This window comes from Paraburkholderia sp. 22099, assembly GCF_052045835.1.
GTDB classification, from domain to species: Bacteria; Pseudomonadota; Gammaproteobacteria; order Burkholderiales; family Burkholderiaceae; genus Paraburkholderia; species Paraburkholderia terricola.
In genome coordinates, this window is sequence record NZ_JBQEPU010000006.1 from 63,039 (window position 1) to 81,120 (window position 18,082).

Here is an 18,082-nt window from a genome sequence, read left to right on the forward strand (position 1 = left end):
AGGCCCCGGGCGGCGGCCGCTTGGTGCCTCATCGATCTCGCGAGTCGGGGGGCTTAAGGTGACGGCGATGTCTTCAGGCCTGCTGATCACATGATGCGCAGGTTAGCGACGCGACTTTAGCGCGCTGCAGCGTTCGGTAATGTGTCGTATCTTGGGATAATCGTGCTGTGTGGTTCGTGAAGTCCGCGAGGGCACTATGAACAAAGCGAAACTTCGGCATCCCCGGCGTGAGTTGCTGAGTCGCTATGGGCGCCTCACCGGTTGGCACTCGAGCCTGTCGATTCACGCGGACCGGCCTAGAGGATATCCTCCGGCGCGAGAGAGTCGTGCATCGATTCAGTTTGAGGGGGAGTTCACCGAAGCGGTGGGCGGCATAGTCAGGTTCTTGATCCAAGTTTCTCCGAAGGACATGCCGGATTTGGGCAATGCCGCCGTGCCGAACATTGGCGCGTTCATTTCGGTCAAGCCGGAGTTACAGGGAGTAGTAGATGTGACTGAGGGCGAATTTCAACGGTTGTTAACGCTCGCCGCGTCAGACCACTTGGCGTGGTGCTTCATCGCATTCACGTTGCCATTTCGCCGGTCCGCTTTGATCGTCAGTATCGACTCCAGCACGCGCGCGCCCGACGACGAGACGTAATAGGTTGAAGTCGGATCGACGTTGGGGTCGGTGTCGGCCTGCTCCCGGCAACCACCGGTGTTGCCACGATGAGCCAGACAAGCGGTTTCACGTCAGGCTGAAAATTTTGTGGGCCAGCACTCGAAAAAAGCGACGGCACTAATCCAGCTTCTTCGCAAGATCCTCCGCCCTCGGATGGTAGTACCGCATTAGCATCTTCGTGTCGCGGTGGCCTGTAATCTTCGCCAGCTCATGGAGTGGAAATTTTTCGGCAAGGCGTGATGTTGCCTCGTGTCGCAAGTCGTGAAAGCATAGGTCGACTAGGAGATTAGGGTCCGCGGCCACGCCCTTGTTCGCACAATCCTCCTCGTAGGTTTTTCTAGCCCGTGCGACCGCTCTCTCGAACGCTCGAGTTACCGCGTCGGGACGGAGCGGGAAAAACGATTCGCGCCCATCTTTGGTGAGCTCTTCAAAGACGGCAATCGCTTTGCTCGAAAGGGGAACGTCGCGCGAACTCTCATTCTTCGTCATGGCAAGATGTGCAACGCGCTTTGTAAGATCAAACTGGGCAGGGCGGAGCGAGATCAACTCACCTCTACGCATTGCGGTCTCGACTGCAATGTCGATGAGGGCCGGCAAGAAAGCAGACGCGGACGCTGCTTTGACGTATGCGAGTTCGTCGGTCGACGCGCCTCTCACGGTATCTGGTTCGATGTTGGCAATGCGGCGGGTGCGCTCGTTTTTGACCGTAGGCTTGCGAACTGACTCGACAGGATTGGAGAGGCTTTCCAGCCCCCACTCCTTTCGCGCAATTGTGAAAAGGTGAGAGATGATAGCTAGGCGGCGAACAACCGTCGCCGGGCTATGAGTGACACACCATTCGTCGCGCAGCTTCGCAATGTCAGCCCGCCGGATTCCTGCGAGTGGCCGCCTTGCGAGCCATGAGTCGCGCAGTTGGCGAATGATCGACTTCTCCTGCGTTGCGCCTCGTTTGTTCGATGCGATCTCGCGCTCGTAGCGATCCAACGCTTCGGTGAAGGTTGTGTTCTCAGCTTCCGCGCTGCTAACGAAGCGTCCCCGATCCATCTCGCGTTCGATGGACCTCGCCCATCTCTCAGCATCCGCCTTGCTATCGAAGGTCTTCGACTGAACCCGGCCTCCATAGCGATATTGCCCCACACCCGAATGCGAAAAAGGTTACAGGCTTTCACCTGTAACCCTTCGAGTTCCGCAATCGGGCAATTCGAGCCCACCACAGCCGAATCACACCCTTCAAAACATGCGGCGCCGACCTAACCTTGAATGCGGTCTGATGACAAGCACGAAAATCTAATCAATTTTGTACATTCGAGTCCAGCTAACCTGGCGTTAGTCCAACGATTTCCGTTTCCCTGCACAAGCTACAACACTAAACATCAATATTCCCCGCCCGCAACGCATTCGACTCAATAAAAGCCCTACGCGGTTCCACATCGTCCCCCATGAGCGTAGTAAAGATCCCATCAGCCGCAATAGCATCCTCGATCTGCACCCTAAGCAAGCGACGCACGGTCGGATCCATCGTAGTCTCCCAAAGCTGCCCAGGGTTCATTTCACCGAGGCCCTTATATCGCTGTTTCGAGATATTGCGTTCAGCATCCGCCAGCAACCACTTCATGGCAGATTTGAAGTCATTAACCGCCATACTCCGCTCGCCACGCTTAATGACAGCCCCAGCCCCGATCAATCCCTTAAACGTATTAGCGGTATTAATCAGCTGTTGGTAATCAGCGGTCAACTGAAAATCCTGATCCAGCACGGACACCTTCTGATTCCCATGATGCGTCCGCGCCACCTTCAGCGAGCGCAGTTCACGCACCGGGTCATACATCGTCGTAACGGTGACCTCGGGCTTTAACGCATCATCCCGCAGCTTGGCCTCAAGCGCCTTAGCCGAAGCCCCCGCCGCTTCCTCACTGGAAAGATCGATCACGACCCCGTCCATCACAGCCTCGAGCGCCCCGGCGTCATACAACCGGCTCAGACGATTCACCACGGCTTGAGCAAGCAAATAAGCCCGAGCCAGTTCACCCAACGCATCGCCGGTAATCGCCGTCGCGTTCTCAGCCGGCACGAGTTCCGACCCCTGCAACGCCAGCTTCAGAATGTGAGCATTAACCTCGGACTCATCCTTCATATACCGCTCGTCCTTGCCCGCCTTGATCTTGAAGAGCGGCGGTTGCGCGATATAGATATACCCGCGCTCGATCATCTCCGGCATCTGCCGATAGAAGAACGTCAGCAGCAGCGTCCGAATGTGCGCGCCGTCCACGTCAGCATCGGTCATGATGATGATGCGGTGATAACGCAGCTTGTCCAGGTTGTAATCTTCCTTGCCGATCCCGCAACCCAACGCAGTAATCAGCGTCACAATCTGCTCCGAAGAAAGTAGCTTGTCATAGCGCGCCTTCTCCACATTGAGCACCTTGCCGCGTAGCGGCAAGATCGCCTGAAACTTCCGATCCCGCCCCTGCTTCGCCGAGCCGCCCGCCGAGTCGCCCTCGACGATATAAATCTCCGACTTCGCCGGGTCCTTCTCCTGGCAATCCGCCAGCTTTCCGGGCAAACCGACGCCGTCCAGAACGCCCTTGCGACGCGTCATTTCACGCGCCTTGCGAGCCGCATCGCGCGCCCGCGCCGCATCGACGATCTTGCCGCAAATGATCTTCGCGTCGTTCGGCGTTTCCAGCAGGAATTCCTCGAGCGCCTTCGCGACCACATCTTCCACCGGCGCGCGCACTTCCGACGACACCAGCTTGTCCTTGGTCTGCGCGCTGAACTTCGGCTCCGGCACCTTTACCGACAGCACGCACGACAGCCCTTCACGCATGTCGTCGCCGGCCGTCTCGACCTTTGCTTTCTTCGCGACTTCGTGATCGGTGATGTACTTGTTCAACACGCGCGTCATCGCCGCACGCAATCCGGTCAGGTGGGTGCCGCCGTCGCGCTGCGGAATGTTGTTCGTGAAGCACAGCACGTTTTCGTTGTAGCTGTCGTTCCACTGCATCGCCACTTCCACGCCCACGCCGTCTTTCTCGCCGCTCACGTGGAAAATATTCGGGTGCAGCACGGCCTTGTTCTTGTTGATGTACTCGACAAAACCCTTCACGCCGCCCACGAACGCGAAATCTTCTTCCTTGCCGCTGCGCTGATCGAGCAGGCGAATCCGCACGCCGTTATTCAGGAACGACAGTTCGCGAATCCGCTTGGCGAGAATGTCGTAGTGGTATTCGACATTGCCGAAGATCGTCGCGTCAGCGAGGAAGTGCACTTCGGTGCCGCGGTTTTCCGTGTCGCCGATCACCTGAATCGGCGACACCGTCACGCCGTCGATCTCTTCGAGCACGCGGTTCTGCGGCACGCCACGGTGGAATTCCATGAAGTGCTTCTTGCCGTCGCGGCGCACCGTGAGGCGCAGCCACGCCGAGAGCGCGTTCACGCACGACACGCCCACGCCGTGCAGGCCGCCGGACACCTTGTAGCTGTTCTGGTCGAACTTGCCGCCCGCGTGCAACTCGGTCATCACGATTTCAGCGGCGCTGCGCTTCGGATCGTGCTTGTCGTCCATCTTCAGGCCGGTGGGCACGCCGCGGCCGTTGTCGGTGATCGAGATCGAGTTGTCCGCGTGAATGATCACCTGGATGTCGTTGCAGTAACCGGCCAACGCTTCGTCGATCGAGTTGTCCAGCACTTCGAATACGAGGTGATGCAGACCGGTCCCGTCCGATGTATCGCCGATGTACATCCCGGGCCGCTTGCGCACCGCCTCCAGACCTTCGAGGATCTGAATCGAGGAGGCGCCGTAGCTGCTGTTATCGGGTTGCGAATTGTTCGTTTCAGTCATGGATTTTTTCCGGTTCTGCGTTACTGCAAGGTTGCTGCTCGGGACTTTTCAAAACACCATAAAAACGCCAAAGGGGCGCTGCGCCCCTTGGTGTGTTCGTGGTTTTTGGACGCGTTAGATGCGCATCGGCATCACGACGTATTTGAATTCGTCGTTCTCGGGAATCGTGATCAACGCGCTGGAGCTGGCGTCGCCCAGGCTCACTTGCAACATGTCGACCTTCAGGTTCGCGAGCACGTCGAGCAGATACGTGACGTTGAACCCGATATCGACGCTGTCGCCGTCGTACGCGATTTCCAGTTCTTCCTGCGCCTCTTCCTGATCGGCGTTGGTCGACATGATCTTCAACTGGCCCGGCTCGATGATGCAGCGCACGCCCTTGAATTTGTCCGAGGTCAGAATCGCGGCGCGTTGCAGCGAGCGCTGCAGTTCTTCGCGGCCGATCACGAACTGATTCTTGTGCGACTTCGGAATCACGCGCTGGAAGTCGGGGAATTTGCCTTCCACCAGCTTCGACACCAGTTCGACCTGGCCGAAGGTGAATTTCACCTGCGTGGGCGCAATGTCGATCTCCAGGGTGTCGTCGATGTCTTCCAGCAGGCGCTGCAATTCGAGAATCGTCTTACGCGGAATGATCACTTCCTGGCGTGCGAACGAGCCTTCGATCTTCATCGACGAGAACGCCAGGCGATGGCCGTCGGTTGCGACCGCCATCAACTGGTCGCCGTCCACCACCAGCAGCATGCCGTTCAGGTAGTAGCGGATGTCCTGTTGGGCCATCGAAAAATGGACCATGCCGAGTAGCTGGCGGAACGTTTTCTGGGGAACCACCAGGTTCGCGCCGTAGTCTTTAGCCTGAGCGACGGTCGGGAACTCGTCGGCCGCGAGCGTTTGCAGCGCAAAGCGGCTCTTGCCGGATTGCACGGTCAAGCGCTTGTCGTTCAGGGTCAGCGTGACCTGTCCGTCAGGCATCGCGCGCAAGATGTCGAGGAGCTTTCTTGCCGCCACCGTGGTCGCGACCGAATCGCCGCCCACGCCGAAATCGGCGCGCGTGGTGATCTGCAACTCGAGGTCGGTCGACAGGAACGACACGTCCGGGCCGTTCTTGGTAATCAGCAAATTGGCGAGGATCGGCAACGTATGGCGGCGTTCGACGATGCCGCTCACGGTTTGCAGCGGCCTGAGGAGGTTATCGCGTTCGGTCTTGACCAGTTGCATAGAGTTCCTTCGTTGATATGACGACCTGCGCGCCTGGCTTACCAGTTTTCCGGCACGCAGCCCCGGCCCCCCGCCGGCGCCACGCAGCGCCCGTCACGGCGTGAAATCCGCCCGCGGCCGCCGGGCGGTTAAACCTGTATTGTGCCTGAAAACGGAACCGCTTCCCTAAAATGGGGGCGAGTTCCGAAATAAACAGATCGATTTTTCCATGGAGCCGCCTAGCCCTTCAGGGTCTGCTCCAGTACGTGCAATTCGTGGTTCAGTTGCGCGTCCTTGCTGCGCTCGTCGGCGATTTTGCGCACCGCGTGCAGAACGGTGGTGTGGTCGCGCCCGCCGAACAGTTCGCCGATTTCCGGCAAACTTTTCTGCGTCAACTCCTTCGCCAGATACATGGCGATCTGCCGCGGCCGCGCGATGTTCGCCGGACGCTTCTTCGAATACATGTCCGCGACCTTGATGCTGTAAAAGTCGGCGACGGTCTTCTGGATGTTTTCCACCGAAATCTGCCGGTTTTGCACCGTCAGCAGATCTTTCAGCGCTTCTTTCGTCAGTTCGATCGTGATTTCACGGCCGTGGAACTTCGAGTACGCGAGGATCTTGCGCAACGCGCCCTCGAGTTCGCGGACGTTCGAGCGCAAGTGTTTGGCGACGAAGAACGCGACGTCTTCATTCAGGCTCACGAATTCGGATTGCGCCTTGCGCATCAGGATCGCGACGCGCATTTCCAGTTCGGGCGGCTCGATCGCCACCGTGAGGCCGGAGTCGAAGCGCGAGATCAGGCGGTCGTCGATGCCGGAAATTTCCTTCGGATACGTGTCGCTGGTGATGATCACCTGCGCCTTGTTCGCCACCAGCGCCTCGAACGCGTAGAAGAACTCTTCCTGCGTGCGTGATTTGCCGGAGAAGAACTGAATATCGTCGATCAGCAGCAGGTCGAGCGAGTGGTAGTAGCGCTTGAAGTCGTCGAACGCCTTGCGCTGGTACGCCTTCACCACATCGGACACATACTGCTCCGCGTGAATGTAGCGAATCCGCGCGCCGGCCTTGTCCATCAGAAGCTGGTTGCCGATCGCGTGGATCAGGTGGGTCTTGCCGAGACCCACGCCACCGTACAGGAACAGCGGGTTGTACGAGATGCCCGGATTGTCCGCGACCTGAATCGCCGCGGCGCGCGCCAGCTGGTTGGCTTTACCCGTCACGAAGTTGTCGAAGGTCAGCACCGGGTTGAGCTTCGAACGCTCGTACATCGAGTCGTTATCGCCGTTGCCGTTCGAGCTCGCGCTTTGACCCGGACGCCACGTGCGGCGGGCGGCTGCCGCTTCGTTCGCGTCGAGGCCAGGAAGATCGAGGTCGGCGGCATCGTCAGCCGCCGCGCGGGCGTTCGCATGATGCATAGCCATCGCACCGTTGGCACGCGCAGCGTGCGCCGCTTGCACCGCGCCGACGGCCGCGTCCACGGCGACCCCGCCGCCGTTCGAGCCAGACGGCTGGCCACCGCCCATCGAACCGGGCCCGGAAGACGGACGCGCCTGGGCCGGCGCCGTTGCCGCCGGCGCGCGCATGCCGGCCTTCGGGTCGAGCACGAATTGAACATCCACGGGGGCCTGCCAGAAATCGCGGGCCATATCGGCGATGCGGCCGGAGAACTGGCTCTTGACCCAGTCGAGCTTGAAGCGGTTCGGCGCGGCGATGCTGAGCGTGTGCGCAGCGGCGTCGAAGGCGACCGGGGCCAACGGTTTGATCCACGTCACGTACTGCTGGGGCGTGAGCTCGCGCTCCAGCAATGCGGAACAGTGTTGCCAGAAATCGTTCATCGGGTTGCTGTCGTTATGGTGTGCACGGCGGTTCGCCGCTGCCCCTGTCGCGCGCACGCAACGAGGCCCTGAGCAGCCAGGCGCAATGGCTCCAGGCGCTTGTGCCACAAGGGTTTGCGGGGCAAGCGGGCCGGAGCGGCGTGCAGGATTTTTGGGAAGTAAGGCGAGATTCTAACGCCAAATCGGAGCCAAAAGGGAGTTATCCACAGGGACCGATCATCTCGGGAAGCACGCTCGGCCGGCGGCCGGGCCCGGCTAAACTATTGACGACCAACGGAAAACGGGTTTAAATAGCGGGTTCCGCGAAAACCAATTCTGTAGACCTCCGGCCATTGCGCTTTCAGCGATGATCGCGCGGTTATTTTTCGATCAAGTGAGAGCAACATGAAACGTACTTACCAACCTTCCGTTACCCGTCGCAAGCGCACCCACGGCTTTCGCGTTCGCATGAAGACCGCCGGTGGCCGCAAGGTCATCAACGCACGTCGCGCGAAGGGCCGCAAGCGCCTCGCCATCTAAGGCAGCGAGCGGATTGCGCGCTCCCTCTGTGCCGGAAAGCGAAGCCCGCGGTAAAGCGGGAGCGGCTGGAGCGCAGCAACAGGGCTCGGTTCCGTTGCGAGCGCAAGCCGCCTTCCCCAAAGCCGCAAGGCTGCTGAAAACGGATGAATTTTCATCCGTTTTTCGTTTGCGCCCGTGGCGCCGCACTGCGCATTTCGTGGTGTACGGCCGGCCCACCGGCAAAGACGCTCGCCTGGGGCTCGTCATCGGCAAGAAGTATGCGCCGCGCGCGGCCACGCGTAATCTGGTACGTCGAATCGCGCGTGAGGCCTTCCGGCTGCGTCGCGCGGAATTCGGCGGTTGGGATGTGCTGCTGCGCTTGCACACGCGCTTCGACAAGAAGGCTTTGCCGAGCGCCTCGTCGCCGCCGTTGAAGGCGCTGTGCCGCAGCGAGATCGAGGCGCTGCTCGACAAGGCGGCGCGCGAAATTGTCCGTCGCGAGGCGCCGCCCGCGGAAGCGCCCAAGACGGAATGACGCTCAAGTGACCGCCCGTATTGCACGTATCGCAGGGCGTCGTCCGGTACTCCACGTTGCGCGGCGCCGTCGGGCCGCACCAGTCATGCAAACGGTACTCATCGCTTTATTGCGTTTCTACAAGGTTGCCGTCAGCCCCATGCTCGGCAGCCGGTGCCGTTTTTACCCTTCCTGCTCTGATTACGCGCGCGAAGCAATCCAGTATCATGGCGCCGCGCGCGGGACTTATCTCGCCGCCAGGCGTATTTGCCGCTGTCACCCGTTTTCCGCGGGCGGCATCGATCTCGTCCCGCCTCCCACTTCTGAAAAGCGCTGACGCGCCGTTCCATCGACACTGAGACAACGCATGGATATCAAACGCACCGTCCTATGGGTCATCTTTTTCATGTCAGCTGTCATGCTGTTCGACAACTGGCAACGCGACCACGGACGCCCGTCGATGTTCTTCCCGGGCGCCACGCCGACCAAGACCGTCGGTAGCGCCGCACCAGGAACCACGACGCCGGGAACCCAGCCCGCCGATCTGCCGGCCACCAACGCAGCAGCGAACGCAGCGGCGCCGGGCAACGCGCCGGCGGCAACGCAGTCGCAACTGATCAAATTCAGCACCGACGTCTATAACGGCGAAATCGACACCCGCGGCGGCACGCTGTCGAAGCTGTCGCTCGTCAAGCAAGGCGACGGCAAGCAGCCCGATCTGGTCATCACGCTGTTCGACCGCACCGCGAATCACACGTACCTGGCGCGCACGGGCCTGCTCGGCGGCGATTTCCCGAACCATAACGATGTCTATACGCCGTTGCCGAATCAGCCGCACGACCTGACGGGCGACGCCAAGTCGTTCCAGCTCAGCTTCGAGTCGCCGGTCAAGGGTGGATTGAAGGTCATCAAGACCTACACGTTCACGCGCGGCAGCTATGTGATCGGCGTCGACACGAAGATCCAGAACGTCGGCACGGCGCCGGTGAGCCCGTCGGTCTATATGGAACTGGTGCGCGACGATCAGCCGGTGGAAACGCCGCGCTTCTCGCATACGTTCATCGGACCGGCTGTCTACACCGAGCAGCATCACTTCCAGAAGATCGACTTCAGCGACATCGACAAGAACAAGGCGACCTTCGCGGACTCGGCCGACAACGGCTGGATTGCGATGGTGCAGCACTACTTCGCGTCGGCGTGGCTTCCGCAGCAAGGCGCGAAGCGCAAGATCTACGTCGAGAAGATCGATCCGGCGCTGTATCGCGTCGGCGTGCAGCAGCCGGTGGCGGCCATCGCGCCGGGTCAAACGGTCGACGTTTCCGCGCGCCTGTTCGCCGGCCCCGAGGAAGAGCGCATGCTCGAGGGCATCGCGCCGGGCCTGGAACTGGTGAAGGACTACGGCTACGTGACGATCATCGCGAAGCCGCTCTTCTGGCTGCTCGAGAAGATTCACGGTTATGTCGGCAACTGGGGCTGGGCGATCGTGCTGCTCACGGTGCTGATCAAGGCCGTGTTTTTCCCGCTGTCCGCGGCGAGCTACAAGTCGATGGCGCGCATGAAGGCGATCACGCCGCGCATGCAGGCGCTGCGCGAACGCTTCAAGGGCGATCCGCAAAAGATGAACGCCGCGCTCATGGAGCTGTACAAGACCGAGAAGGTCAATCCGTTCGGCGGGTGTCTGCCGGTGGTGATCCAGATTCCGGTATTCATCTCGCTGTACTGGGTGTTGCTGTCGTCGGTGGAAATGCGTGGCGCGCCGTGGATTCTGTGGATTCACGATCTGTCGCAACAGGATCCGTTCTTCATCCTGCCGGTGCTGATGGCGGTCTCGATGTTCCTGCAGACCAAGCTGAACCCCACGCCGCCGGACCCGGTGCAAGCCAAGATGATGATGTTCATGCCGATCGCGTTCTCGGTCATGTTCTTCTTCTTCCCGGCGGGTCTGGTGCTGTACTACGTGGTGAACAACGTACTGTCGATCGCCCAGCAGTACTACATCACGCGAATGATGGGACAGTCGAAGGCGAAAACGGCCTGATGTTTGGCTGACGAAACACGAAGAGCAGTTGCAAAAAAAGCCGCCCGGTTTGCACCGGGCGGCTTTTTTTTATTGGTGCAGCGTGGCAACTCGCTCGACGCGCCGGCTACGCTTCATCAGGATCCTCGCCGGCCAGCCGCTCGATCATTTCCTCGACCAGAAAGCGGTCCTTTGGATTAAGCGACACGACCTTGGAGACGAGTCTGGAGGCGTGTTCGATCGTCTCGGGCGTCACCGGATATTTCTCGCCGCGCGCCAACGGCTTCGCATTCATGCCGGGCGACGGCCCGTAATGAAGCCAATGCTCCTTGACGTTCAACCACTCAGCCAGAGTCCGCAACTTATCGGGCTTCGGGATCGTCGTACCCGTGAGCCACTTATGCGCGGTTTGCGGCGTGACCGGCCGCTCGCCGTGATAGCGAAGGTTAAACTGCTGGGCAAGCTTGGTCCCGCCGCGAATCTTCAGCGGCTCCAGAAGATCCTTCAACCTCTTGGCGAAGGCGGCTTTTTCTTTGTTGGTCGGCATGGGCGAGATTGTGCAATTCGGCGCGCGCCCAGTTGACAACCAGACAAGCTTAGGTTTCGCGTATTTGAGATAAATTTAGCTTGCATGCCGCTTCCCACAAAGCCTTTCGTCATATCGCGGTTTTTTGGTCTTTTCCTTGTCTGATATGGCCTGCTCGCGCTTCCTTGTCCTATCAAAGCCCGGTTATTCTTAAGAAGAGCGGTATCAATCCTAGCTTGCATGAGATAAATCTGAATCACCGGTATTGAACGGTAAGGGCCACCGACCGGCAGGTGAGCGCCGCAGTCGCTGGAGGCGTCCGCGTTACAATGCCTCGCGCCGTGTAGACGCGCCCCGCACCTCCCTTCTCTCCGTTTTTTGCCACCTTTCTTTCCATGCTGACCACCGATTCCGATCCCATCATCGCCATCGCCACCGCGCCCGGACGAGGCGGCATCGGTGTCGTGCGGATTTCGTTCGGCCGCGCGGGAGAGGCGGCGGCCGAGCCGCTCATGCTGGCGCTCACCGGTCAAACACTCGCGCCGCGCCACGCAAGCTATGCGCCGTTCCTCGACGGCACCGGCAACGTGCTGGACCGCGGCATCGCGTTGTACTTCCCGGCGCCGCACTCGTACACCGGCGAACACGTGCTGGAACTGCAAGGCCACGGTGGTCCGGTCGTGCTGCAACTGGTGCTGCAGCGTTGCATCGACGCCGGCCGCGAATTCGGCCTGCGTCTCGCGGAGCCGGGGGAATTCACGCGTCGCGCTTTCCTCAACGACAAGCTCGATCTGGCGCAAGCCGAAGCCGTCGCCGATCTGATCGAGGCCAGCACCGAAGCCGCCGCACGCTCGGCGGGCCGCTCGCTCGACGGCGCGTTTTCGCGCGACATCCACGCGCTGGTCGAAGAAGTGATCACGCTGCGCATGCTGGTCGAAGCGACGCTCGATTTCCCGGAAGAGGAAATCGATTTCCTCGAAGCCGCCGACGCCCGCGGCAAGCTCGCGCGCATACGCGAGCGGCTTGGGCTCGTGCTGAGCGAGGCGCGGCAAGGGGCGCTGCTGCGCGAGGGGCTGTCGGTGGTGCTCGCGGGGCAGCCGAACGTCGGCAAGTCGTCGCTGCTGAACGCGCTCGCCGGCGCCGAACTGGCAATCGTCACGCCGATTGCCGGCACGACGCGCGACAAGGTCGCGCAAACCATCCAGATCGAAGGCATCCCGCTGCACGTGATCGACACCGCCGGCCTGCGCGACACCGAGGACGAGGTGGAGAAAATCGGCATCGCGCGCACGTGGAGCGAGATCGAACGCGCGGATGTGGTCCTGCATCTACTCGACGCGCGCACCGGCATGACCGCTGAAGATGAGACGATCGCCGAGCGCTTTCCGCGCGGCGTGCCAGTCGTGCGCGTGCTGAACAAGACCGACCTGACGGATCTCGCACCGACGGTGAACGCGCTCGATCCCGATCTCGAACTCAGCGAGGTGCGTCTGTCGGCGAAACAGGGCGACGGCGTGGCGCTGCTGCGGGACGAACTGCTGCGAATCGCCGGCTGGCAAGCGGGTGCGGAAAGCGTCTACCTCGCCCGCGAGCGGCATCTGATTGCGCTGCGCGCCGCCGCGGAACATCTGGCGACGGCGGCCGCGCACGCCGATCAGAACTCACAAGCGCTCGATCTGTTCGCCGAGGAGCTGCGTCTCGCGCAGGACCAGTTGAACTCGATCACAGGTGAATTCAGTTCTGACGACCTGCTGGGAGTGATTTTCAGCCGGTTCTGCATCGGCAAGTAGAGCGCGCTGGCGATTTCCGCCGTCTATCCCGAAACAAAAGGCCTTTGCGGACTTCTTCCCGACCGCCTCGATAGCCTCGGCACCCCCGCCGGTTGACCCAAAAAGCGCGAAATCTTTGGTACACGGACATCGCAAGGTTTAGAATCGCGGCTGCCCATGTATCACGGTTTCGAGCATGCCCAAACTAGCCGTTCCTCTCACCGAAAGTCAGATTCGCGCGCTTGAACCGCGCGCGACCCGCTACTCCGTCGCCGACGGCAACGGTCTCGTGATCGAAGTCATGACGACCGGCACCAAGGTCTGGCGCTTCCGCTATTCGCTGAACGGCAAGCGGCAGCCGCTTGCCACGATCGGCGATTACAGGATGATCTCGCTGCGCGTCGCGCGCGCGCGAGCGCAGAAGTATGCGGAGATGGTCGCGCAAGGCGTCTCGCCGGTGGCCACGGCGCGGCGCGACCGCGGCGCGGAAAGCAAGGCCGACGTGCTGCGCGAAGCCGCCGAGCTTTATCTCACCACGGAAATGGCCGGCAAATCGGAAGAATATCGCCGCACCACGCGCCGCACGCTCGACAAGGACGTGTTGCCCGCCATCGGCGGCAAACCGATCAAGGCGGTCACCTCCGACGACATCGCCGCGATCTGCGACAGAATCAAAAGCCGTGGCTCGCCGAAAATGGCGCTGCATACGCGCAACGTGGTCAAGCGTCTCTACGAGTATCTGATCGCCCGCCAACTCGCGACGACCAACCCGGCCGAAGTCATTCCGGCGCGCTCCATCGCCACCGTCGACAGCCGCACCCGCGTGCTCAGCGGAGATGAAATCGGCACGATGCTGCGCGCGATCGACGCGTCGAGCATTCGCCGCCCGCTAAAACTGGCGCTGCATCTGCTGGTGCTGACGATGGTGCGCAAGTCCGACCTGGTGGAGTCCACGTGGGCCGAATTCGATCTGGACCAGGCGCTGTGGACGATACCCGCCGCGCGTCTGAAGAAGGACCGGGACCAGCGCGTGCATCTCGCGCACCAGGCGGTCGACCTGCTGCGCGAGCTTCATCGCGCGAGAGCGGGCCGACATTTTGTATTTCCGAGCGTCAGGGGCGACGATCGGCCCATCGCCAGGAGCACGCTGAATCAGGCGGTCAAGGCACTCGGGCTCGACGTGGAGCATTTCGTTTTGCACGACTTCCGGCGCACGGCCTCGGCGCATCTGCGCGACATGGCGCAACGCTCCGATGCGCTCGAAGGTCTGGAGCAACAACCCACGGCTGAGGAACACGCAACCGGGCAGCGTCGAATCGCGCAACGTTGGGCGGATTTCGTGGCTGCGCAGATTGAAGGCGCTGCAAAGCGGTGAGCGGCTCGCCACCGTCCGCGCAAGAGCCGGCTAGTTGGTACACAACGAACCATGCAACGAACTCAAGACCTTGTAGAAAAAGCGAAATTGGCTTTGTCGTCAGGTTTTGAACGCTCAAGGTTCAGCGATGTCCCGGCACTCGTCACGAACCATCACGCCCTCCTTTCTTCCCGCATTTCATCGCCTACACTGGAGCAGTGACCCAACTCATGCGGAGGCTCCCATGTCTGAATCGTTGATCGCTTATTTGCTGGGGCCCCTCGTCATGCTGTTCGTCGGCGTTGCCATCTGGGCCGCGTCGCACTATCACCGGAAGACAAGGCCGCAACGGCTGGAGCGCTGGCTGGATACACATTACGCGGAGTGGCTGCATCACAAGCATTGAGCGGCGGACAGTAAAAAGCCGTTCCTGCCTGCGCAGGAACGGCTTTTTACGTTTGGCGCAGCGTCGGCTACGCGCTTACCAACCCGGTTGAGGCTCCGAATAGCCATACTGTCCGGGCGGCGGCGCGCCGCACGCGACATACGCGCGTTGGTACCGGTCATAGCAATATCCCGGCGGCGGCCCTGCGTAGGCCGGAGCCGGCTGATACGCCGGCTGCGCATACACCGGCTGCGCGTAGACAGGCTGCTGGTATGCGACCACGGGCGCTGGATTCAGCACGGACGTCACCACCGCGCCGAGCACCGCCCCGCCGATCAGCGCACCGATCACGTCGCCGCCACCATTGCCATGAGCCGAGGCTTGCCCCGCCATGCTCAGGGTTCCGACCATCAACAACGCCACCGCAATCTTTTTCATGTTGGACTCCCGCCGTTCAGGCATGAACAGATTGTGGACGGCGCGGGCGGAAATAGATGCTGCAAGTGGTAACCGGGCATTACCGGTGTAACGCCCGAGCGGACGCCGCGTCGGGCTGTCTCGCGCGAGCGCGATGGACAGAATCAGAAGACGATCACCGCTTGATCGATCAGCATTGCCACGAAGCCGCGCCAACTGCCGCATCGCCTCGATACTTGCGACGCGCTTCCATGAGCACGCTCGCCTCGATCGCGCCCTCGTCCGCCAGCGCCTTCAACGCCGCAATCACGATCGCCTTGCGGTCCACTTCGAAGAACTCGCGCAACGCCTGACGCGTGTCGCTGCGTCCGAAGCCGTCGGTGCCGAGCGTCACGTAGCGTCGCGGCACGTAAGCGCGGATCAGTTCGGGCAGCGCGCGAACGTAGTCGGTGGCCGCGATGACCGGGCCTTGCGATGCCTGAAGCGCCTTCGTGACATACGGCTTCCCGACGCTCTCGCCGAGACGCTCGCTTCGCTCCGCGCTCATTCCGTCGCGTTGCAGTTCGGTGAAGCTGGTCACGCTCCACACGGCGGCGTCGATGTGCCAGTCGTCCCTGAGCATCTGCCGCGCCGCGACGACTTCGCCGAGAATCGCGCCGGCGCCGAGCAATTGCACCTGTGCCTCCGACGTTGCCCCGCGCACCTCGGCGTCCAACCGATAAATGCCCTTGAGAATGCCCTCGCGCAGCGCCTGCAAGTCGCCGCCCGGCACCGACGGCTGCGCGTAATTTTCGTTCATCACGGTGACGTAATAGAACACGTCGCGCTGCGCTTCCACCATCTCGCGCATGCCTTCGTCGACGATCGCGGCGAGCTCGTAGGCGAACGCCGGATCGTACGCGCGGCAGTTCGGAATCGTCGACGCGGCCAGATGGCTCGTGCCGTCCTGATGCTGCAAGCCCTCGCCGCCGAGCGTCGTCTTGCCCGACGTCGCGCCAATCAGGAAGCCGCGTGCGCGCTGATCCGCCGCGGCCCAGATCAGATCGCCGATGCGCTGAAAACCGAACATCGAGTAGTAGATGTAGAACGGCAGCATCGGCAGGTCGTGCACGCTGTACGAAGTCGCCGCCGCGATCCACGACGACACCGCGCCCGCTTCCGAAATGCCCTCTTCGAGAATTTGCCCCTTCGTGTCCTCGCGGTAATACAACATCGAACCGAGGTCTTCCGGTTCGTACATTTGCCCGAGCGGCGAATAGATTCCGACCTGGCGGAACATGTTCGCCATGCCGAACGTGCGCGCCTCGTCGGCGACGATCGGCACCACGCGCGGACCCACTTCGCCATCCTTGAGCAAGGCGGTCAGCATGCGCACGAGCGCCATCGTCGTGGACATCTCGCGGCCGTTCGCGTCCAGCGCGAATTGTCCCCAGGAGGACATCGGCGGAACGGTCAGCCCCGCCGATGCAACTCTCCGCCTTCTGGGCAGATAGCCTCCCAAGGCAGCCCGGCGAGCATGCAGGTATTGCATCTCGGGGCTGTCTTCCGCTGGTTTGTAAAACTTCACCTGTTCGACGTCGTCATCCGTGAGCGGCAGACGAAAGCGGTCGCGAAACGCCTTGAGATCGTCGAAGCCGAGCTTCTTTTGCTGATGCGTGGTCATGCGGCCCTGGCCGGAGGCGCCCATGCCGAAGCCCTTCATCGTCTTCGCGAGGATCACCGTCGGCTGACCGCGATGCGCGAGCGCCCTTGCATACGCCGCGTGCAGTTTGCGCACGTCATGGCCGCCGCGGCGCAGGCGGTCGATCTCTTCGTCTGAAAGCTGCTCGGCGAGCGCCGCGAGTTCCGGGTTCTGGCCGAAGAAGCGCTCGCGGTTGTACGCGCCGTCGTTGGCGGAGAAGGTCTGGAATTGCCCGTCGACGGTATGCGCGAACGCACGCAGCAAGGCGCCGCTGCGGTCGCGCGAGAACAGCGCGTCCCAGTCCGAGCCCCACACGACCTTGATCACGTTCCAGCCCGCGCCGATAAAGTGCGCTTCGAGTTCGTCGATGATGCGGCCGTTGCTGCGCACCGGACCGTCCAGACGCTGCAGGTTGCAGTTGATCACGAACACGAGGTTATCGAGCCCCTCGCGGGCGGCGAGCGAAAGCGCGCCGGTGGATTCGGGCTCGTCCATCTCGCCGTCGCCGAAAAAGCCCCACACCTTGCGGCCTTCCGTTTGCGCGAGGCCGCGATTGGCGAGGTAGCGCATGAAACGCGCCTGGTAAATGGCGTTGATCGGGCCGATGCCCATCGAGCCGGTTGGGAACTGCCAGAAGTCCGGCATCAGCCACGGATGCGGATACGAACACAAACCCGGACCGCCGATCTCGCGGCGATAGTGCTGAAGCTGTTGCTCGCTCAAAAAGCCTTCGAGGTACGCCCGCGCATAGACGCCCGGCGACGAATGCGGCTGGAAGTAAACGAGGTCGCCCGTGCCTGCCTCGCCGCCCGGCGCCGCAGCCCGGAAGAAATGATTGAAGCCGACTTCGAACAGATCGGCCGCCGACGCGTAGCTCGCGATATGCCCGCCGAGTTCGCCGTAAGCCTTGTTCGCGCGCACCACCATCGCGAGCGCGTTCCAGCGCAGCGCGCCCGCAAGCTTCTCCTCCAGTTCGAGATTGCCCGGATAGCGCGGCTGTTCTTCGAACGGAATCGTGTTGCGGTACGGCGTGACGTTGCTGCGCGCCGATTCGACGCCCAGCGAGAGCGCGTGGCTCGCGAGCCGGTCGAACAGGAATTGCGCGCGCTCGCGGCCGACGTGCGCGACCACCGCGTCGAGCGCCTCCAGCCATTCGGCGGTTTCCTGCGGATCGACGTCCTCGTGCCGCGCGCCGTCCGTGCCGGCTGTGCCGTTTTCGCCTTGCGCGCGCTGGACATGCAAGGACCGCAACTGCTCGCTACCGCTGGACAAATCCGTCATGGCACCACTCCCGCATCGACGCGTTCGGTTCAAGATCGAGTGAGACAATGGTAACCATGCATCCGCAAAATGAGCGTCTCATTTGCTTGCGACGCCGGGCTGCGAT

The 18,082-nt window shown here is 61.7% G+C and carries 15 protein-coding genes; 8 read left to right on the forward strand and 7 right to left on the reverse strand.

Translation table 11 applies throughout. The features are described 5' to 3' along the window. The first annotated feature begins 196 nt into the window (after positions 1–196). A complete protein-coding gene (locus ACTJLC_RS07875; RefSeq protein WP_440843503.1) occupies positions 197–640 on the forward strand; it encodes a hypothetical protein in 444 nt (147 codons plus the stop codon). A gap of 138 nt (positions 641–778) precedes the next feature. On the opposite strand, the gene ACTJLC_RS07880 is transcribed toward ACTJLC_RS07875, so the two are convergent. From ACTJLC_RS07880 to dnaA, 4 genes are all read right to left on the reverse strand, one after another. Next, the gene (locus ACTJLC_RS07880; protein ID WP_440843505.1) at positions 779–1,705 is read right to left on the reverse strand and encodes a tyrosine-type recombinase/integrase; all 927 of its coding nucleotides are present in this window, start codon (positions 1,703–1,705) and stop codon (positions 779–781) included. Between the two features lie 322 nt (positions 1,706–2,027). Next, positions 2,028–4,502: a DNA topoisomerase (ATP-hydrolyzing) subunit B gene (gene gyrB / locus ACTJLC_RS07885; RefSeq protein WP_310131080.1), complete on the reverse strand. Its 2,475-nt coding sequence runs from the start codon at positions 4,500–4,502 to the stop codon at positions 2,028–2,030. Positions 4,503–4,616: 114 nt separating this feature from the next. Beyond that, positions 4,617–5,720, reverse strand: coding sequence for a DNA polymerase III subunit beta (dnaN, locus tag ACTJLC_RS07890; RefSeq protein WP_073427907.1), 1,104 nt, complete (start codon positions 5,718–5,720; stop codon positions 4,617–4,619). A gap of 218 nt (positions 5,721–5,938) precedes the next feature. Then, on the reverse strand, positions 5,939–7,534 hold the full coding sequence (dnaA, locus tag ACTJLC_RS07895; protein ID WP_114161651.1) for a chromosomal replication initiator protein DnaA: 1,596 nt from the start codon (positions 7,532–7,534) through the stop codon (positions 5,939–5,941). Between the two features lie 384 nt (positions 7,535–7,918). Here dnaA and rpmH point away from each other — a divergent pair, with 384 nt between their 5' ends. The 4 genes from rpmH (at position 7,919) to yidC (ending at position 10,584) form a co-directional block, all read left to right on the forward strand. Beyond that, the gene (rpmH, locus tag ACTJLC_RS07900; RefSeq protein WP_004198824.1) at positions 7,919–8,053 is read left to right on the forward strand and encodes a 50S ribosomal protein L34; all 135 of its coding nucleotides are present in this window, start codon (positions 7,919–7,921) and stop codon (positions 8,051–8,053) included. 28 nt (positions 8,054–8,081) lie between these two features. Continuing rightward, positions 8,082–8,567 (forward strand): ribonuclease P protein component, encoded by a 486-nt coding sequence (locus tag ACTJLC_RS07905; RefSeq protein WP_073427905.1) that lies wholly within the window; start codon positions 8,082–8,084, stop codon positions 8,565–8,567. Between the two features lie 85 nt (positions 8,568–8,652). Continuing rightward, entirely contained in the window at positions 8,653–8,883 is a 231-nt protein-coding gene (yidD, locus tag ACTJLC_RS07910; protein ID WP_310317424.1) for a membrane protein insertion efficiency factor YidD, read from the forward strand. 30 nt (positions 8,884–8,913) lie between these two features. Beyond that, the gene (gene yidC / locus ACTJLC_RS07915; RefSeq protein ID WP_440843509.1) at positions 8,914–10,584 is read left to right on the forward strand and encodes a membrane protein insertase YidC; all 1,671 of its coding nucleotides are present in this window, start codon (positions 8,914–8,916) and stop codon (positions 10,582–10,584) included. Positions 10,585–10,690: 106 nt separating this feature from the next. Here the strand turns inward: yidC and ACTJLC_RS07920 are convergent, their stop codons facing one another. Continuing rightward, positions 10,691–11,110, reverse strand: coding sequence for a transcriptional regulator (locus ACTJLC_RS07920; RefSeq protein ID WP_073427903.1), 420 nt, complete (start codon positions 11,108–11,110; stop codon positions 10,691–10,693). Positions 11,111–11,484: 374 nt separating this feature from the next. Between ACTJLC_RS07920 and mnmE the strand changes: the two genes are divergently transcribed. The 3 genes from mnmE (at position 11,485) to ACTJLC_RS07935 (ending at position 14,618) form a co-directional block, all read left to right on the forward strand. Further along, complete coding sequence (gene mnmE / locus ACTJLC_RS07925; RefSeq protein ID WP_440843511.1) at positions 11,485–12,879, forward strand: tRNA uridine-5-carboxymethylaminomethyl(34) synthesis GTPase MnmE; 1,395 nt, start codon at positions 11,485–11,487, stop codon at positions 12,877–12,879. A gap of 175 nt (positions 12,880–13,054) precedes the next feature. Continuing rightward, positions 13,055–14,233 carry a tyrosine-type recombinase/integrase gene (locus ACTJLC_RS07930; RefSeq protein WP_440843513.1) on the forward strand — a complete coding sequence of 393 codons (1,179 nt, stop codon included), beginning with the start codon at positions 13,055–13,057 and terminating at the stop codon, positions 14,231–14,233. A 223-nt stretch (positions 14,234–14,456) separates the two neighbouring features. Further along, the gene (locus ACTJLC_RS07935; protein WP_167363270.1) at positions 14,457–14,618 is read left to right on the forward strand and encodes a hypothetical protein; all 162 of its coding nucleotides are present in this window, start codon (positions 14,457–14,459) and stop codon (positions 14,616–14,618) included. Positions 14,619–14,693: 75 nt separating this feature from the next. Here the strand turns inward: ACTJLC_RS07935 and ACTJLC_RS07940 are convergent, their stop codons facing one another. Both ACTJLC_RS07940 and mdeB read right to left on the reverse strand, forming a co-directional pair. Continuing rightward, positions 14,694–15,035, reverse strand: a complete 342-nt coding sequence (locus ACTJLC_RS07940; protein ID WP_440843516.1) for an ecotin precursor — start codon at positions 15,033–15,035, stop codon at positions 14,694–14,696. 169 nt (positions 15,036–15,204) lie between these two features. Further along, positions 15,205–17,976: an alpha-ketoglutarate dehydrogenase gene (mdeB, locus tag ACTJLC_RS07945; protein ID WP_440843518.1), complete on the reverse strand. Its 2,772-nt coding sequence runs from the start codon at positions 17,974–17,976 to the stop codon at positions 15,205–15,207. Positions 17,977–18,082 lie beyond the last annotated feature (106 nt).

What these genes read in the sequence shown, in the direction of transcription:
- ACTJLC_RS07930 (WP_440843513.1), top strand. Translation starts at nt 13,055, where the DNA reads ATGCCCAAACTAGCCGTTCCTCTCACCGAAAGTCAGATTCGCGCGCTT.
- dnaN (WP_073427907.1), bottom strand. Translation starts at nt 5,720, where the DNA reads ATGCAACTGGTCAAGACCGAACGCGATAACCTCCTCAGGCCGCTGCAA.
- ACTJLC_RS07935 (WP_167363270.1), top strand. Translation starts at nt 14,457, where the DNA reads ATGTCTGAATCGTTGATCGCTTATTTGCTGGGGCCCCTCGTCATGCTG.
- gyrB (WP_310131080.1), bottom strand. Translation starts at nt 4,502, where the DNA reads ATGACTGAAACGAACAATTCGCAACCCGATAACAGCAGCTACGGCGCC.
- yidD (WP_310317424.1), top strand. Translation starts at nt 8,653, where the DNA reads ATGCAAACGGTACTCATCGCTTTATTGCGTTTCTACAAGGTTGCCGTC.
- dnaA (WP_114161651.1), bottom strand. Translation starts at nt 7,534, where the DNA reads ATGAACGATTTCTGGCAACACTGTTCCGCATTGCTGGAGCGCGAGCTC.
- ACTJLC_RS07875 (WP_440843503.1), top strand. Translation starts at nt 197, where the DNA reads ATGAACAAAGCGAAACTTCGGCATCCCCGGCGTGAGTTGCTGAGTCGC.
- ACTJLC_RS07940 (WP_440843516.1), bottom strand. Translation starts at nt 15,035, where the DNA reads ATGAAAAAGATTGCGGTGGCGTTGTTGATGGTCGGAACCCTGAGCATG.
- ACTJLC_RS07880 (WP_440843505.1), bottom strand. Translation starts at nt 1,705, where the DNA reads ATGGATCGGGGACGCTTCGTTAGCAGCGCGGAAGCTGAGAACACAACC.
- mnmE (WP_440843511.1), top strand. Translation starts at nt 11,485, where the DNA reads ATGCTGACCACCGATTCCGATCCCATCATCGCCATCGCCACCGCGCCC.
- yidC (WP_440843509.1), top strand. Translation starts at nt 8,914, where the DNA reads ATGGATATCAAACGCACCGTCCTATGGGTCATCTTTTTCATGTCAGCT.
- rpmH (WP_004198824.1), top strand. Translation starts at nt 7,919, where the DNA reads ATGAAACGTACTTACCAACCTTCCGTTACCCGTCGCAAGCGCACCCAC.
- ACTJLC_RS07920 (WP_073427903.1), bottom strand. Translation starts at nt 11,110, where the DNA reads ATGCCGACCAACAAAGAAAAAGCCGCCTTCGCCAAGAGGTTGAAGGAT.
- mdeB (WP_440843518.1), bottom strand. Translation starts at nt 17,976, where the DNA reads ATGACGGATTTGTCCAGCGGTAGCGAGCAGTTGCGGTCCTTGCATGTC.